The sequence below is a fragment of the Methanohalobium sp. genome, from assembly GCF_018609725.1.
Taxonomy (GTDB): Archaea; Halobacteriota; Methanosarcinia; order Methanosarcinales; family Methanosarcinaceae; genus Methanohalobium.
Genome location: NZ_JAHENT010000148.1, coordinates 1 through 17,397, shown reverse-complemented (window position 1 = coordinate 17,397; position 17,397 = coordinate 1). Strand labels below are relative to the sequence as shown.

The following is a 17,397-nucleotide window of genomic DNA, read 5'->3' as shown; positions in this document are numbered from 1 at the left end:
GGTTTTCTGTATCTCAGGTTCTGTGATCTTCTTCTGCGTCTGAAATTCCTCCTATCATCCATTTTCTTTTTAATATCAGTTCTGTGATGGATCTGAGCCAACCAGATTACGTCTTTATTGTTCTTTAGTATAGCTAATCCTGTGTATCTTGAGCCATAATCTATCTTCAATCTGAAATCATCTTTTATATTTTCAGATTTCAGTTCTTTAAGTCTGATTGTAAACGGATATTTCTTATGGATAGTAGCCTTCCCGGCTTTCAGCAGTATTCTTGCTTTAGCCGGATGGCACAGTGTTAATGGTTTCTTATTTTTGTTGAGTACGAATACCATGGATATTACTCCTTTCTCTGCTTGATGCAGGTTACGCGGCTTGTCAGCCGTCTCCCTTCGACAATGTTATCCCTGTTTGTCGAGCACAGCACACTGTCCCTACCTCTCAGGACTGTTTAATGCTGTACGATAGAGCAACGGACTAGGGAAGCATCCGAGGGTATCATGGCCGGGATAACGTAGTTCCTTTAAGGAACTCAGTCTGGTCAATCAGGGCTTGCCGCAGGGACAAGCCCACCTCCTTTAGAGGTGGGTTATTGACGATATAGTTTACACACTGGTTCATGAAATCATTGATTTTCCAGAATCTTTTCCTTGAGAACTGGTTCATCTTGTATCCATCATCCAGACCCTGTTTATCGTAGACTGACTGCAGCCTGCTTTTCTCCTTGTTACACCAGCGGTTGTATGATTTGATACCCTTGTCATCCAGTATGAAAGCAGTCCCACTGGTCGTTACACAGGTGGCAAAGTTGTCTACACCAAGGTCTATCGAGAGATGGCTGTTATAATCCAGTCCAGCAATCTCTCCATCTTCATGATACACGTATTCAATTTCGAACCACATACCATTGTATTTCGGTATTATCCTGACTTCTTTGATGTATTTGCCAATGATATTGTCAGGTATCTTGAAATACAAGTATCTGGTCCCATAATTCCTGTTAAAATCTAAAACTAATGATAACCTGATATTATCATCGATAACCTTCAACAGATCTTTCTTGAAAGTACAGATGAAGTTACCGTCTTTATCCAGATATTTTGGTAGAGAAACTGGTTTATCGTAATCTCCTTTTCTTTTCTTATCCAGAAGTTTGAAGAATGATTTCATGTTCCTGTCCACAGTTTCTACAGTATTTTGAGCAGCCTGTGAAGGCAGAAACTTGTAGTTGTCGTTCTCTTTGACCGTATGATAAGCTGATTCTCGATTTAGATAATTTCCATTATTAAAAAAAATACTGTCTGATTGTGTACAATGTATAATTGTACAGTTTCTTGGACAGTTTGGTTAACCTCTTCAAGGTTTCATAAGTCTGCTTATCAGCACGGAGATGGTTCTTCTGGGTCAGGTACATGCATTATATAATCGTTTAGCAAACTATTTAAAAAATTTCTAATATTTTTTTATGCATACTCCGATTCTGAAGACATCGGGGTTTTTATTACATTTATAAACCTGAACTGATTTATTAATATTTTTACCTAAATATAGTAGCCATAATTTTTATTTAAGAAAGAAAAAGAACTATACTATATATGGACAATCAGAAAAAAACCATCTATCTAAACTCCTTATTTGGAAAATTATCGGGCAAACAAAAACTTGAAAAAAGGATTGATGAGCTGCAATCATATATAATGGAACTGGAGATAGAATCACAAAAACTTCAAAGAAGACTTGAGAAAAAAGAAAAAAATGCAAAACGTGCCATTTCAGAAAAACAGGAAGCAGAAGAAAAACTTAACGCAGCCAATGTTAAAATTGAAACTTTACAAAACGAGATAAAATCACTAAAAGAAGAAAGAGATGATTTACAGGACATCAAATTCAGAAATATTGAAGTTCTCCATCCATCAAAATTCCATGATTTGATTTCAAAAATACAATCGTTCAAATCAAACGCTGATACACTGATAACAGCTTATCTAAAACCAGATGACACCTTATCTAACCTTAAAAACCCAAACAAATTACTGGATTCCATTGATGATAATACAAAGAATTTACTTTCAAAAATTGAATCATCCACAGGATGTATATTATTTTATGACACAGATCATCTAATACGTGAAACTATAGTACCACCTCTACCGGTTACAGAATCCGGATGGGAAATAAAGAATGAATTCCAGACTGGACAATTAAACGCAATACTGGAACAAAACTTCAAAATTTGCGTACTTCAAATCCATGCAGGAGAATCATTTGTAGGTATCGCAAATCCAGATGAATTTGAAAATTACAGTGTCGTAAAAAGCAGTGTCAAAGCAAAACATAAAAAGGGAGGTTTTAGTCAAAAACGATTTGAAGAATTACGTAATGAAGACATAACCCATCATATAGAAAAAGTTGAGTCAGAATTTGAAAGAATGATGGATGGCATAGAAAACGATGTAGACTACATAATCACTGGTGGGGACAGAGAATTAACACGGCATGTCCTAAAAAATATAAACACAAAATCACCTGTAATTGAAAAGCCAATGGACAGCAAAATTGAAAAATACAATCTCAACAATATTCTAAAAAATGCATTGAGCTGTCGAAGATACCAGATATAATTTAAAAAGCATCTATTCGTTTTGTTCTTCGCAAATATTAAATACCTGATAATCCTAAATTATAATAGGTGAGTTTTATGGTATGGAGTTTTTCAAAACTTGATGATGAGAGTATTAAAGCTATCAACGACCTGGAAAATAAATTGGGAGTGACTTTACTTGCATTTTCTGACAATATAAAAGTAGCCGATCTCAATAAAGACGATTTAAAAAAGGTTAAAGATTTGGAAGATAAACTTGGGATGTCACTTGTTGCTGTCGCACCAAAATAAGTATTCCAGTTAGGAAAATTATTTATAAAATAATTTTAGTAGGATAAGTTCTGGCAATATACGCAATCTACTTTTTAGATTCCTATACTCCACTCTTGTGCGTATATTGCCTCATTGAAATATAACCAAAGCCTTATAAATTATAGTATTACCTAAATTAAGTATCAAATGTTTTGAAAAACCCCGTTGAGATTATCATGGTTAAAAAAAAGGACTCATTCTACCGGCTTGCAAAAGATGAAGGATACAGGTCAAGAGCAGCATACAAGCTTTTACAGATTAATAATAGGTTCAATGTGATAGAAAAAAATGATACCATTGTAGACCTTGGTGCAGCACCAGGTGGATGGCTCCAGGTTGCAAGAGAAATTACAAATGATAAAGTTGTAGGTGTCGATTTACAAAGAATTAAATCAATAGAAGGAGTAGAAACTGTTAAAGGTGATATGACTTCTGATAGAACAGTCCGGAAAATTTTAAAAACTATTGGAGACGAAGGTGTAGATGTTGTAATATCTGATGCCGCACCAAACCTTTCCGGAAACTGGAACCTTGACCATGCCCGTTCAATAGACCTTGTCGAATCAGCACTTGAATTTGCAAAACAGGTTCTAAAACCCGGTGGTAATTTTGTTGTAAAAGTCTTTCAGGGAGATATGTTCAACGACTTTCTTGAAAAAGTAAAAAACAATTTTGCATATGTCAAGGCTCATGAACCCAAAGCCTCAAGGTCCCAGAGCGCTGAAATCTATGTAATAGGTAAGGATTTCCTAAAGACACCTGTCAAAAAGAATGAAGAATATGATGTGGAAATTACCAGTTTTGGTTCTGATGGGGATGGAGCCGTTACAATCAACGGTTTTGTAATATTTGTTAAAGACGTTGACATTGGTGACAAGGTTAAAATAAAAATAAAGGATGTAAAACCCAATTTTGCATTTGCAAATGTTGTTGAGTACCTCTAACCTAATATTGATATAATATAAGCCTAAAATAATAGTTAGGGGTTAATTAATGCCAGAGACTATTAAAGAAGGTGAATATGCTGCTAATCTTACTTTAAAAGACCAGAATAATGAAAAATATACTCTTTCTGATTTTAAAAACCAGAAAATACTGTTATCATTCCATCCTCTTGCATGGACAAGTGTATGTGCCAAACATATGCAATTACTGGAAAATAACTACAAACAGTTTAAAGATTTAAACACCATTCCACTGGGTATAAGTGTAGATCCTGTTCCCTCTAAAAACGCCTGGGGTATCGAATTGGGTATCGAATACACAAGGCTACTTTCGGATTTCTGGCCACACGGTGAAGTTGCAAAAGCCTATGGAATATTTAATGAAGATTACGGTATATCAGAAAGAGCCAACATACTAATTGATGAAAACCAGAAAGTAAGTTTTGTAAAGGTTTACCCTATGAGCGAAATTCCCGATATAAGTGAAGTCCTTGATAAACTTGGTTGAAATATAAATAATCTTTTTGACAAAATCCATCTGTGTATATTGCAACAGATAGAACATATCTACTTTTAAAAATGACCAGAAAAATTAATACTGATAGTTTAATTCATAACCATAAGTATAATTAACGTTTAATAATTTATATATTGCAAATCCAAATAAAAATTTCCAGTAACAAATGATAGATTATAAAGAGGAGATATAAACTCAATGATAGATGTCGGAATTATTGGCAGTTCTGGTTATACTGGCGGAGAATTGATACGGTTGTTAGCCAACCATAAATACACTAATATCGAAATCTGTACTTCAAGAAAATTTGCCGGTCAAAAAGTAAGCGATGTACATAAACATCTGAAAGGTTTTATAAATCTTGAATTTGAAGATATAAGCCCCAGAGACCTCAAAAACAGGTGTGACGTTATATTCCTTGCCGTACCACACGGAACATCCATGAACATTGTTCCAGATTTACTGGATGAATATACAAAAGTGATTGATTTAAGCGCCGATTACAGGATTAACAGCCAGACCTTTGAAAATTTGTATGGTATAGAGCATTCTGATAAAAGGAAAGTTGTATATGGACTTCCAGAAATCCATCCGGAAGTCTCAGAAAAAAATCTGGTTGCAAATCCGGGTTGTTATCCTACAGGGGCTATACTTTCAGCCTCTCCGCTTGCTAACTTCGGTTTAATAGATTCTATAATTTTTGATTCGAAGTCTGGCATCACAGGTGCAGGTGTTAACCCAACCCAGACATCACATTATCCAAATATGGCTGAAAACGTCCAGCCCTATAAATTAACATCTCATAGGCATTATGCAGAAATGTTCCAAGAACTAAGCATGATGGATGAATCCCTGATAAATATTAACTTTACACCGCATGTAATACCATCGATAAGGGGCATACTCACAACCGCTCATATATTCACCAACAGACAGGTTTCAACCGAAGAAGTGATGTCCATATATGCAGAATATTATAAGGATAATCCATTTGTACGTATAATTGACGGCATCCCCTCCCTAAGCACAGTAAGAGGGTCTAACTTCTGTGACATCGGGTTTGAAATCGATGTAAACAATAACAGGGTTGTCGTTGTATCAGCAATAGATAATCTGGTCAAAGGTGCAGCAGGACAGGCAATTCAGAATATGAATCTTATGTGTGGATTTGGTGAAACTGAAGGCATCTGGTTTTCAGGTATTACACCTTGAATATAATCTTTTTAATAAGAATCTGACAATATAGAAACTGGTGAATGTATGAAAGTAAAAGATGTAATGAACTCTGATGTGATTTACTGCAAATCCGGTGACAGTATAAGGAGTACTGCACAGATACTCAAGAAAAATGGTATAAGCGGTGCTCCTGTAGTAGATGATGAAAATAACATTGTAGGTGTTATATCCGAAGAAGACCTTTTGAGGTTCCTTGAAATCCCTGACCATAGAGGTTTATGGCTCCCCAGCCCGTTTGAAGTGATTGAAATTCCTATAAGAGAATTCGTAAGCTGGGAAGAAACAAAACACATGCTCAGTGATTTTGGAGATAAAAAAGTTCAACAGGTAATGAAAACCGATGTATTAACCATTACTCCTGAAGATACGATAGAGTATGCATCCGAATTAATGACAAAACATAAAATTAACCGGTTACCAGTAATTGAAGATGGAAAACTTATCGGTATCGTTACCAGAGGGGACATAATCGAGGGTCTTTCAAGATCCTGAAGGAGTTTATAAAAATGAAACCCATTGACGGTGGAATATGTGCGGTTAAAGGCGTGCATGCTGGTGGTATCAAACCCGGTAAAAATGGACTTGGTGTTATCACTGCCAGTGGAAATTCCGCAGGAGTTTTTACCCGTAATAAAGTGATAGCCGCTCCGTTAACAGTTACCAGGGAAAAAATCGCTGAAATAGGTCATCTTTCTGCTGTAATCATGAATAGCGGCAATGCTAATGCATTTACAGGAGAAGAAGGGATTGATGATTCAGTATACATGGCAAAACTGCTTGCTGATAAATTAAATATTCCAGATAAGCAGATAGGTGTTGCATCCACTGGTGTTATCGGGAAGAAACTCGATACTAACTGGTTAGATGAAAATATCGATGAGGTTTTAAATTCCCTATCCAACAGTTCTGATGGCAGCCACTCTGCTGCCTGTTCAATAATGACCACCGATACATTTGCCAAAGAGTCTGCAATTGAACTTAACAATGGCATCCGTATTGGTGGAATTGCAAAAGGTTCTGGAATGATAGAACCGAACATGGGTACAATGCTTGCCTTTATATATACTGATGCAGTACTTGATTCAAAATCATTAAATAAATGTTTAAAAGCAGGTGTCGATAAAAGCTTTAACATGATAGTGGTGGATGGGGACACCAGTACCAACGACATGGTGCTACTAACAGCAACCGGTGAATCTGGAGTTGAAACTGATATAAACGAATTCCAAGAAGGTCTCGATTTTGTTCTTAAAAACCTTGCAAAAATGATTGCAAGAGATGGTGAAGGTGCTACCAAATTAATTGAAGCTAATGTAGATGGTGCTTTTACATATTACGACGCCTGCCTTGTTGCAAAATCCATTGTACGTTCACCCCTTGTAAAAACTGCAATATTTGGACATGACCCAAATTGGGGGCGTATAATTGCAGCAATCGGTTATTCTGGTGCGAATATAAAACAGGATGAAATATCTCTTGCTTTTTCCGACGGTAAGAACACAGTAGGACTTGTTAAAAACGGTCGGATAACCACAAATGATAGAAATTCACAGAACGCATTAAAAAACATAATGGAAAAAAAAGATATCAAAATACTGATAAATCTTGGAATGGACAATAAAAGCGCTACAGCGTGGGGTTGTGACCTGACATATGACTATATAAAAATTAATGCGGAATATACAACATGAAGGTGAACATCTAATAATGGAACTTGAACACTGGGAAAAAATTCATTCTGAAGCCTACTCAGACATCAGCAAATCATTGGAAAACATTAGAGGTATTTTTGTTGCATATAACAGCAATATTGATGCAATAAAACACATTGAAAAAGACGATTTTGACAAACTTTTAAAACATGTGAATCTGGAAAACGTTAAACACAGGTCGATGTCATTTCCGAGAGTGATTAAATACCCTGATGATCTTATGGCAAGATTGGTAATTGCCATGCGCGATGGTAAAGCCGCAGAAGTTCCAACATACTCTACCGATGTTCATGAATGGCTAACAAACCATATTGATTTTGATAATGCTTATATGGGCGGACAGGCAGGTATTATATCTAATTTCCTGGCAAATATTAATATAAAAAATGTAGTCACATATGTTCCCTGGCTTTCCAAGGAACAGGCTGAATACTTCACAAATTCTAAAAATCTTCTGTATCCGATTGTAGAGTACAGTAAACTGACTTTCAAACACCCAATAAACGCTTATGACCCAGAATATGAGCCAAAAGTTAACTGGATAATGGAATTTTCAAAAGGACTTGAAGTACAATGTGGTGAAGAAGAGTTTGTAGTTCCAAGAGATAACCGTCTTATACTTTCCTCAAGACCTACATGGCTTCGCATAGATATGAGTAAAGAGCTTTATGAGCAACTACCAGAACTTGGAAAAAATGTCGATGGTGCTATACTTTCAGGCTACCAGATGATAAAGGAAAATTATGAGGATGGTTCTACCTACCATGAGTATGTTGAAAAATCAGTTGATACCATAAAGAGATTAAAGGATGGAAATCCAGATATTCGCATTCATGTAGAATTTACATCGATACAGGATAAGTTTATCCGTGAAAGGGTATTAAAAGATATTGTTAGCCAGCATGTGCATTCACTGGGTCTTGATACTATAGAAGTTGCAAACGCTCTTAACGTCCTTGATTATGAAGAGCTTGCTTATGCAGTTATCAACAAAACCGAGAAAGGGATTTCTGCACTTTATGAAGGAGCAGTCCGTTTATTATATGAACTTGAACTTGAAAGAGTACATGTACATTCACTTGGATATTTCATCTGTGTCGTTAAAAATACGCATCCAGTTGATATACAAGACCATAGGAATGCCCTTCTGTTCGCATCAACAGCTTCTGCCGCCAAAGCTAAAATAGGAAATATCAAATCAGTTGATGATATCAAAACAGGTCTTGAAACTCCTGTATCAGAGAAGGGATATAACCACCTCCAAGAATTGGCAAAATACCTTGAAAAAGAAGGCATATGCATCACAAAGGAGTGTGAAAAGGGATATATTCGCACCCCATACCATGATGTTATAATCATACCTACTAAAGTGGTGGAGAACCCAGTCGCTACGGTTGGAATAGGTGATATAATATCTGCAGCAGCCTTTGCAGCCGTACTGGCTAAGATGAAATAAAAGTCTAAAAAACAGGAGCTTTTCGATGAATATACTCTGTGGGTACAACGCAAACATCGATTCAGTTTACAGGATTACAGGGGATGAGATTTACCGACTGCTTGAACATCAAAACCAAGATAACATCATAAAAAAAATAGAAAATCCACCCAACCGTATTGATTCTATTGATGATTTTATTGCCGGTCTGATTATCTGTATACGTAATGGTTCAGGTGCAGAATGGCTTGTTCATGATGATTCAGTTTTTGAGTTTTTAAAAAACCATTTTTTTGACAATTCCATTATCCGTATGGGTGGGAACTGTGGCATAATGTCAAATGTGTTGTCGCTAATGGGTGCTGGTAAAGTAGTACCAAATGTTGCAAAACCATCAAAAACCCAGCTTGATGCATTTACAGACAACGAATCTATCATTATTCCGGGTTACAATAATCAGAATGATATTAATGAAGACAAAGAACTAATACATTTTGTATTCGACTTTAAAAAAGGTGAAAAAGTTACCTTAAACGGTAGTACCATAGCGGCACCAAGAGAAAATCGTTTCATAGCTACATATGACTGTTTGAACATAGAACTTACAATTAACCCCGATTTTAAACACTATGCCGATGAACACATACATGAAATGGATGGTGCGTTAATATCAGGTTACCATATGCTTCAGGAATATTATCCAGATGGTTCCAGCTATGTTGACAAATTCCAGAAATCCCTTGATCAGATAAAAATCTGGAAACAGTTAAATAAACAACTTTTGCTTCATGTAGAACTTGGACATTTTTCCAATGTTGAAATTGCCCAATATGTATTCTCCAGCCTTGCAGATCACGTAGATGGAATGGGAATGAATGAGGATGAACTTGCAATGCTGCACAGGATACACAGCATCCCTGTAAATGATATTTTACAAATGAATGCTATATCCATACTTAAAGCATCCTTACAATGTGTTTTAATATCCGGGTTGGAAAAGTTTATAATTCACACTAGGGAATTTACGCTTTGTGTCTGCAAACCAGAAGTTTTTGATGCTGTGTGTGAACTCGAATCTATGAAATTCGGAGTGAAATGTGCAGCCGTATTTGCAGACACAGGGATGCTTAATAATAGAAACTATGTTGAAAAAACAGCATCAAAACTGGAAGAAAGCTATTTTGGATTAAAAGAAGTAGAAAAAATCAAGGGATTTATAAACGGAAAATCGTACAATAGTGGAACTTACGGAAGTCATTCAGGTTTAAGTGTGGGTATAATTCCGACACTTATTTCAAAAAACCCAATATCCACTGTAGGATTGGGGGATACTTTCTGTGCTGGAACATATTTGAAACAACTTGAATTGGTTAAAAAACCTGAATGATTACAACCATCTTCTAAGATATTTGCGAAATTCTGGGTCTTTAATCCTACAGATTTCATCATTTTCCAGTATAAAAAATTTTTTTTTCACAGTTTTTTTAATATGTTTCCCGAGCGAGCATGTTAACAGGTTTGATTCGATCAATGTTTTAACATCTGTATATTTTCTAATTTTCTCAACTACATATGCTCCATTTTCAATATACATGGAGAATATATAATCCGAATTTCTGTATTTGGATTTAAAATTGTCCGCATGTTTGCGTATCCATACTGGCGGGCCCTGATGCTTTTTGACGTTGGGAAGTGTTGAAGTTAGAAGCTCCAGCAATATTACTGAGTAATCACCTGCCCATGTACCAGTGTTGAACACTGTAAATTCATAGTTTTCAAGCAAGGTCGGAACTGAACTTTCTAACTTATATAATTGGGGGTAAAATACATCTTCTACAACATCGGGTGTTTCAAACACTATTGCAACCATTGAACTGTTTCTCAAATATAACCGATTATTTATTTCACTGTCATTTAGAGGGGTAATTGGTTCCGAGAAAAAGAAATCCAATGATGGTGATTCAAAAAAACTGCGGGATTTATCCACAAATTCTGCCAGTTTATCAATTGATAAAGCTGCCGCTACATTTCTTCCAGGATCGGTTGGGTCAATCATAACAAATGGTTCCTCATGTTCTGACTGTCCATGATTCATCATATCAATGACCATACCGGAACACCAGTTACATGCTGATTTTAACAGATTGTCAAATGAACCAAAGTGTATAATCAGTAATTCCGCAAAGTATCCTGAAAAACCTCTTGTTTTAAGTTCAGACCCATATACACCGATACCATGCATGAACTGTTTTAGAACAAGAACCTCATCTTCAAGTCCCTTAATGTTTTCTTTTACAAACGTACTATGAAATGGCGTACGATCAACTGCAGACCTGATGTTTGATGCTGATTGTACACGAAAACATGGTACAATATCCACATCATAGCCTCTATATTTTAGGCTTATATAAGGATGTTCTGCATACTGTTCCTGCCAGTTTTCAGCCTCTTCAGCCACCTTTCTGGCAATTTTTAAACCATAATACTCAAGATTTTTAACATCTGTAGATTCCGGAAATAGTATAAATATGTCCAGGTCATGTGTACCGGATAACCATGTTCCTCTTGCTGCTGACCCCACTAATTGGGCTGACACTCCCGACAAATCCAGTTCAGAAACAGTAGAATTGATTTTTTTTATCAGGTAATCAACTACATCAAACAAATGTTTTTGTTCATCAGATGTCGGTTTTACTCTTGTAAGTACCTCTTTTTTAATATTTTCAGGTATATTTGACATATTCTCATTCATTGTTAAACACTTGAAGTATTATTGGTTATAATTCTTATATCGACAATGCTTATTAAAACGGTCCAGATAAAGGGTTTGTAACTTTGATAAATGTCGTCTACTTATAAATATATTGAGTAAAAGAAATTTGGGAAAACTTATATAGGGATTAATACATGATAAGGTTGAACGACTTATTAGCTGTTTATCACCACCAAAGTTGTTATAAAAGTATAGATGGTAGTTATATATCTAAAGGACATATATAACAAAACCAAGTTTAGTTATTAAATAATGTCTGGTTAATGAAGTAATAAAAGGAGTTATAGTAAATTTGCTATGCTAACACAACTATATATCGTGTTACATATTAAAAATATATCAATATAATTTTAATGGAGTTTTTTAACTTGACAGACGAAGAAGAAGTATTAATAGAGGTAAATAATCTTTCTAAGATATTTGGAGAAAATCCAAATCAAGCAGTATCTCTATTAAATGAAGGATACACCAAGAACGAAATACATGAAAAAACCGGTCAAACGGTAGGTCTTTACGACATTAATTTTAAAGTCAAAAAAGGTGAAATATTCGTATTGATGGGGCTTTCAGGTTCTGGAAAATCCACATTATTAAGATGTATAAACCGTCTTATACCTCCAACATATGGTGAAGTATACATTGAAGGCGAAGACATAGCAAAAATGGATATGGAACAACTCAGAAAAATACGCAGAGAAAAACTGAGTATGGTATTCCAAAACTTTGCTTTACTTCCCCACAGGACAGTACTTGACAATGTAGCCTATGGTCTGGAAGTATATGGAGTGGAAAAGGAAGAACGTTATAAAGCATCCAGAGAAGCTATTGAAACTGTGGGCCTAAAAGGTTATGAAGAAAGTAGAATAACACAACTTAGTGGTGGTATGCAGCAACGAGTCGGACTCGCCAGAGCTCTGGCTACTGACCCACATTTCCTGCTCATGGATGAAGCGTTCAGTGCCCTTGACCCACTGATACGCAGTGAAATGCAGGATGAATTGCTTGCACTCCAGGAACAGGTTCACAAAACAATTATTTTCGTCACCCATGACCTTGATGAAGCGCTAAAAATTGGTGACAGAATCGCGCTCATGAAAGACGGACAGATTGTTCAGGTAGGTACAGCAGAAGAAATCCTTACAAATCCTGCAAACCAGTATGTATCCCAGTTTATTGCAGGTGTAGATAAATCAAAGGTTCTTACAGCAGAATCAGTAATGATGACCCCTGAACCTGTTGTATCAATAAATTCAGGTCCAAGTGTTGCACTGCAGTTAATGAGAGAACATGGTATTTCTTCTATATTTGTAGTTAACAAACATAAAGGTCTTGAAGGTGTTGTTACTGTAGAAGATGCTGCTGAAGCCAGACGAAACAAGAAGAATCTTGAAGATGTTATTATAAGAGAGTATCCAACAACAACAAAAGATACACAACTAAAAGACATCATACCGATGATAGCGGAAAGTTCCTATCCTGTTGCTGTAGTAGATGATAACAACAAACTTCATGGTGTTCTTGTCCGTGGCGGTATCCTTGGAGCGATTGCAATGGAGGAAGAAGAACAATGAGCCCATTACTTCCAAAAGTACCATTAGGTAATTATGTAGAAAATGCAGTAAACTGGATTGATGCTACTTTCGGATTCATACTCGATGGAATCAGTGCGATATTAAGTTTCCTCCTGGATTTATTCCTTGATATTCTATTATTCCTTCCTCACTGGCTGTTTATTGTATTGTTTATTGTTGCAGCTTATTTCCTGACCGGACGCAACTGGCATATTGCAGCTATTGGAGGTATAGGATTTTTTGTGCTTGATAATCTTCAGTTATGGTCTCTTGGCATGCAGACTATAGCCCTTGTTATATCATCTGCAGTTATTGCACTGATTATAGGAATCCCTGTTGGTATATTAAGTTCCAAAAACGATGGCTTCAAATCTGCCATTAAGCCGCTACTTGACCTTATGCAGACTATGCCGCCATTTGTTTATCTGATTCCAGCGGTCATTTTCTTTGGTCTTGGTAACGTACCGGGTCTAATTGCTACTATTGTATTTGCAATGCCACCGGGCATCCGCCTTACCGACCTTGGTATTCGTCAGGTACCTACTGAACTTGTAGAAGTTGCAGATGCTTTTGGTTCAACTCCGATGCAGAAACTGTTTAAAGTTCAATTACCAGTTGCACTGCAGACGATTATGACAGGTATTAATCAGGTTATTATGCTGTCACTGTCAATGGTTGTTATCGCAGCAATGATTGGAGCCCGTGGACTTGGATATCAGGTTCTTATAGGCATCCAGAGAGTTGACATAGGGCTCGGGTTCGAAGCTGGACTTGGTATTGTCATAATTGCCATAATTCTTGACAGACTTACTCAGGGACTTACTCCTGAGTAAAATATTTTTTCTATGTTACGGAAAAGTATTTAAGATTCGCCCTTATAAACATAGGTTGAAAATATACAAATATCTATTTTCTAATGGATATATGAGAGAAATATAAATCTTTAAATTAATTAACAAATCTTGAGAGAGGTTGTATAATATGCTAAACGGTAAAAAATCCAAATCATTATTAATGATTGGTCTGGTTATTCTATTAGCTATTGCTGGTGCAGGATGTGCATCACAGGATGGCGGTGATGAGGACGGTGCCGAAAACGGCAACCAGACACCTAGCGAAGAAAAAAGTGTAACAATAGCCTATGTACAGTGGGCAAGCGCTGAAGCGACTACCAATGTAGTAAAAGAAGTATATGAACAGGAAGGATATGAAGTAGACCTCCAAAATACTGCAGCCGGAATAATGTATCAAGGTGTCGCAAACGGTGACGCAGATTTCTCAGTATGTGCATGGCTACCTGACACACAGGCAAACTACTGGGAACAATATGGTGACCAAATCGACAGGGTCGGAGTAAACACACCAGAAGTAAAAACCGGTCTTGTAGTACCAGAGTATGTAGACATCAATTCCATAGAAGATCTTAAAGGAAATGAATCACAGTTCGATGGAACAATTACCGGTATCGACCCAGGTGCAGGTATAATGTCACAGACTGAAAACGCACTTGAAGAGTATGAACTTGATGGATATGAACTGGAATCCAGTAGTGGTCCTGCAATGACATCAGCACTTAGAAGTGCAATACAAAATGAAGATTCAATCATTGTGACACTCTGGAACCCTCACTGGGCATTTGCACGTTGGGACCTGAAATATCTAGATGACCCACAGGATGTCTATGGTTCAGACAATATTGTTTCCATAGCAAGACAGGGTCTTGATGAAGACAAACCTGAAGCATATACTATCCTTGAAAACTTCAACTGGACTGTTTCAGACAACGAACAGGTCATGGCATATATAGACCAAGGTATGAGCGGCGAAGAAGCTGCCGAAAAATGGGTCGAAGAGAATCCTGAAAAAGTCAATGCCTGGCTTGGAGAAGGGGAATAATTACCCCTAACTTCTTTTTTTATTTGTTCTAATTATTATTACTAATTATTATCCAAAATCAGCGGTTCATACCGTTATATCATAGAAAAAATATTTACCAATCAAACAAAATATATAAGGAGGATTTATTTGTTGAAAACAAATAGCAAAATAAAACCACTATTGGTAATTGGTATGGTATTAATCCTTGCCATCGCTGGTGCAGGTTGTGCTACAGACCAAAGTGAAGGTACACAGGATAATACCGATGATAACCATAGCGGTACAGACACCACTGATAATACAAAACAAGTTTCCATTGCATATGTCCAGTGGGATGATGCAATTGCTACCACAAATGTAGTTAAACAGGTATATGAAAAAGCTGGATATGATGTGAAAATGAACTCTGTGGCTGCTGGAGCCATGTACCAAGCTATTGCCAGTGGAAATGTTGATTTCTCAGCCTGTGGCTGGCTACCTAACACCCAAGCAAATTACTGGGAAGAATATGGAGACCAGATTGACAAGGTAGGACCAAACCTTGAAGGAGCATCTACTGGTCTTGTAGTTCCAACATACATGGACATTGATTCCATCGAAGAACTCAATGAGAACAAAGAAAAACTTGATGGAAAAATTACCGGTATAGACCCCGGGGCAGGCATTATGTCGCAGACAGATACTGCTATTCAGGAATACAATCTTGACTATGAACTGATGTCAAGTAGCAGTGCAGGAATGGCATCAGCTCTTAAATCTGCTTATGATAATAAAGAACCAATCGTTGTGACACTCTGGAACCCACACTGGGCATTCGCACGCTGGGATCTGAAATATCTGGACGATCCAAAAAGTGTTTACGGTGAAGACCAGATTGTTAATCTCGCCCGTCAGGGTATGAGTGAGGATAAACCAGAAGCCTATGAAATCCTTAACAGAATCGAATGGTCTATGGAAGATGTGGAATCTGTAATGGCCGATATACAGAGTGGTACTCCTGCTGAAGAAGCAGCTTCTAAATGGATTGAAAACAATCCAGAAAAAGTTGATTACTGGATAAATGGCGAACAATAAATGGAGTTTTAACTCCATTTTCTTTTTTATAATAACGGAAGGTTGAAAACCCTTATGTCTTTAGCATCGCATCAAATCGTAGATTTAATGCGAGTTTCATTTCTTTGAAATGAAACACGGGGATGTAAGCGTCTAACACATAACGTAACATTTAAATGATCTAATTAAAAAAAATATAGTAAAATGTATCTCACCCAGAAAAAACCATATCAAAGCGGATAAGCAGAAATATGAAGTCTGAAAAGGATTACTAAATTATCTAAAAACCTGTACAATTTTACGTTGTACACTACAAGACAATACTATTTTGAAAAATAGAAAGTACCTGAAAAATGAATCCACTTATCATCTGGTAAAAGATAATGAGAATTACAAGATGCTGCCTTCACAGGTTGCACAGCAGACCATGAAAGTGGTAGATAGGAATATGAAATCGTTTTTCAGGGTTCTGAGTGAGAGAAAAAGAGGCAACTACAACAGACCTGTAAAGATACCTAAATACCTACCCAAAAACAGTAAGTTTGTATGTATATTTCCAATGGATATGTTCAAAATCGATGATGGCAACATCAGGTTGTCTATGGGCAGGGATTTCTATAAGAATTATGGTGTGAAATACTTACATTTCAAGTTACCTGAAAACATAATCGGTAAACATATAAAAGAAGTAAGGATAATCCCGAAGTATAACGGACAATGGTTTGAGATAGAGTATGTTTACAGAGATCACGGTGAAAAAGTTGACGTAGACTACAATAAACATCTATCTATTGATTTAGAGATAAACAATTTTGCAACCTGTGTGGATACCGATGGGACTGCTTTCATCATAGAAGGCAGGGGTTTAAAGTCTTATAACCGCTGGTGGAACAAAGTCAAAAGTAGGTTGCAATCTGTATATGATAAACAGGGTATAAAATCAGGTCAGAAACTAAACTGGTTGTTCGAGAAAAGGAAAAACAAACTCAATGATTTCATGAATCAGAGTGTTAATCATATCATTAAACACTGTATAGAATACAAAATCGGTAACATCATAATCGGAGAACTGAAAGACATAAAACAGAACTCCAACATGGGTAAAAAGAACAACCAGACCTTTCAGACTATACCCTTTGGTAAACTCAAACAAAAACTTAGGTCTAAATGCGAATACTACGGTATCAATTGCATAGAAGTTGATGAGGCATATACCAGTAAAACCGATGCTCTTGCATTAGAACTCATTGAAAAACACCAAAAATACATGGGTAATAGAGTTAAAAGAGGATTGTTCCAGTCCTCTACTGGTAAACTGCTCAATGCCGATGTCAATGGAGCATTGAATATATTAAGAAAAGTAGTCG

At 36.5% G+C, this 17,397-nt stretch carries 15 protein-coding genes and 2 pseudogenes; 14 read left to right on the top strand and 3 right to left on the bottom strand.

Annotated elements, in window-relative coordinates:
- Both QZ276_RS10035 and QZ276_RS10030 read right to left on the bottom strand, forming a co-directional pair.
- On the bottom strand, positions 1–332 hold a 332-nt coding region (locus QZ276_RS10035), incomplete at its 3' end, for an RRXRR domain-containing protein (protein ID WP_292487628.1).
- A 253-nt stretch (positions 333–585) separates the two neighbouring features.
- A pseudogene (locus QZ276_RS10030) lies at positions 586–1,411 on the bottom strand (RNA-guided endonuclease InsQ/TnpB family protein); the annotation flags it as partial.
- 181 nt (positions 1,412–1,592) lie between these two features.
- Between QZ276_RS10030 and QZ276_RS10025 the strand changes: the two are divergent.
- The 9 genes from QZ276_RS10025 to QZ276_RS09985 all read left to right on the top strand — a co-directional run bounded on the left by QZ276_RS10025 (position 1,593) and on the right by QZ276_RS09985 (position 10,142).
- Positions 1,593–2,618: a Vms1/Ankzf1 family peptidyl-tRNA hydrolase gene (locus QZ276_RS10025; protein ID WP_292487626.1), complete on the top strand. Its 1,026-nt coding sequence runs from the start codon at positions 1,593–1,595 to the stop codon at positions 2,616–2,618.
- Positions 2,619–2,695: 77 nt separating this feature from the next.
- The gene (locus tag QZ276_RS10020) at positions 2,696–2,890 is read left to right on the top strand and encodes a hypothetical protein (RefSeq protein WP_292487624.1); all 195 of its coding nucleotides are present in this window, start codon (positions 2,696–2,698) and stop codon (positions 2,888–2,890) included.
- Positions 2,891–3,084: 194 nt separating this feature from the next.
- Positions 3,085–3,855 carry a 23S rRNA (uridine(2552)-2'-O)-methyltransferase gene (locus QZ276_RS10015; protein ID WP_292487630.1) on the top strand — a complete coding sequence of 257 codons (771 nt, stop codon included), beginning with the start codon at positions 3,085–3,087 and terminating at the stop codon, positions 3,853–3,855.
- Positions 3,856–3,904: 49 nt separating this feature from the next.
- Entirely contained in the window at positions 3,905–4,363 is a 459-nt protein-coding gene (locus tag QZ276_RS10010) for a redoxin domain-containing protein (RefSeq protein WP_292487622.1), read from the top strand.
- Between the two features lie 207 nt (positions 4,364–4,570).
- Entirely contained in the window at positions 4,571–5,584 is a 1,014-nt protein-coding gene (gene argC / locus QZ276_RS10005; protein WP_292487620.1) for an N-acetyl-gamma-glutamyl-phosphate reductase, read from the top strand.
- 48 nt (positions 5,585–5,632) lie between these two features.
- Entirely contained in the window at positions 5,633–6,100 is a 468-nt protein-coding gene (locus QZ276_RS10000; protein ID WP_292487618.1) for a CBS domain-containing protein, read from the top strand.
- Positions 6,101–6,114: 14 nt separating this feature from the next.
- Positions 6,115–7,299, top strand: coding sequence for a bifunctional ornithine acetyltransferase/N-acetylglutamate synthase (gene argJ, locus QZ276_RS09995; protein ID WP_292487617.1), 1,185 nt, complete (start codon positions 6,115–6,117; stop codon positions 7,297–7,299).
- 16 nt (positions 7,300–7,315) lie between these two features.
- Complete coding sequence (gene pfkC / locus QZ276_RS09990) at positions 7,316–8,776, top strand: ADP-specific phosphofructokinase (protein ID WP_292487614.1); 1,461 nt, start codon at positions 7,316–7,318, stop codon at positions 8,774–8,776.
- Between the two features lie 25 nt (positions 8,777–8,801).
- Positions 8,802–10,142: an ADP-dependent glucokinase/phosphofructokinase gene (locus QZ276_RS09985; RefSeq protein WP_292487612.1), complete on the top strand. Its 1,341-nt coding sequence runs from the start codon at positions 8,802–8,804 to the stop codon at positions 10,140–10,142.
- On the opposite strand, the gene cca is transcribed toward QZ276_RS09985, so the two are convergent.
- Positions 10,143–11,507 (bottom strand): CCA tRNA nucleotidyltransferase, encoded by a 1,365-nt coding sequence (gene cca / locus QZ276_RS09980; protein ID WP_292487610.1) that lies wholly within the window; start codon positions 11,505–11,507, stop codon positions 10,143–10,145. It abuts the gene before it with no gap.
- A 389-nt stretch (positions 11,508–11,896) separates the two neighbouring features.
- Between cca and QZ276_RS09975 the strand changes: the two genes are divergently transcribed.
- The 5 genes and pseudogenes from QZ276_RS09975 to QZ276_RS09955 all read left to right on the top strand — a co-directional run.
- The gene (locus QZ276_RS09975) at positions 11,897–13,099 is read left to right on the top strand and encodes a glycine betaine/L-proline ABC transporter ATP-binding protein (RefSeq protein ID WP_292487608.1); all 1,203 of its coding nucleotides are present in this window, start codon (positions 11,897–11,899) and stop codon (positions 13,097–13,099) included.
- Entirely contained in the window at positions 13,096–13,932 is an 837-nt protein-coding gene (locus tag QZ276_RS09970; RefSeq protein ID WP_292487607.1) for a proline/glycine betaine ABC transporter permease, read from the top strand. Before QZ276_RS09975 ends, QZ276_RS09970 begins: the two co-directional genes overlap by 4 nt.
- Before the next feature lie 148 nt (positions 13,933–14,080).
- Positions 14,081–14,995, top strand: a complete 915-nt coding sequence (locus tag QZ276_RS09965; RefSeq protein ID WP_292487605.1) for a glycine betaine ABC transporter substrate-binding protein — start codon at positions 14,081–14,083, stop codon at positions 14,993–14,995.
- 129 nt (positions 14,996–15,124) lie between these two features.
- On the top strand, positions 15,125–16,051 hold the full coding sequence (locus tag QZ276_RS09960) for a glycine betaine ABC transporter substrate-binding protein (RefSeq protein ID WP_292487603.1): 927 nt from the start codon (positions 15,125–15,127) through the stop codon (positions 16,049–16,051).
- A 187-nt stretch (positions 16,052–16,238) separates the two neighbouring features.
- A pseudogene (locus QZ276_RS09955) lies at positions 16,239–17,397 on the top strand (RNA-guided endonuclease InsQ/TnpB family protein); the annotation flags it as partial.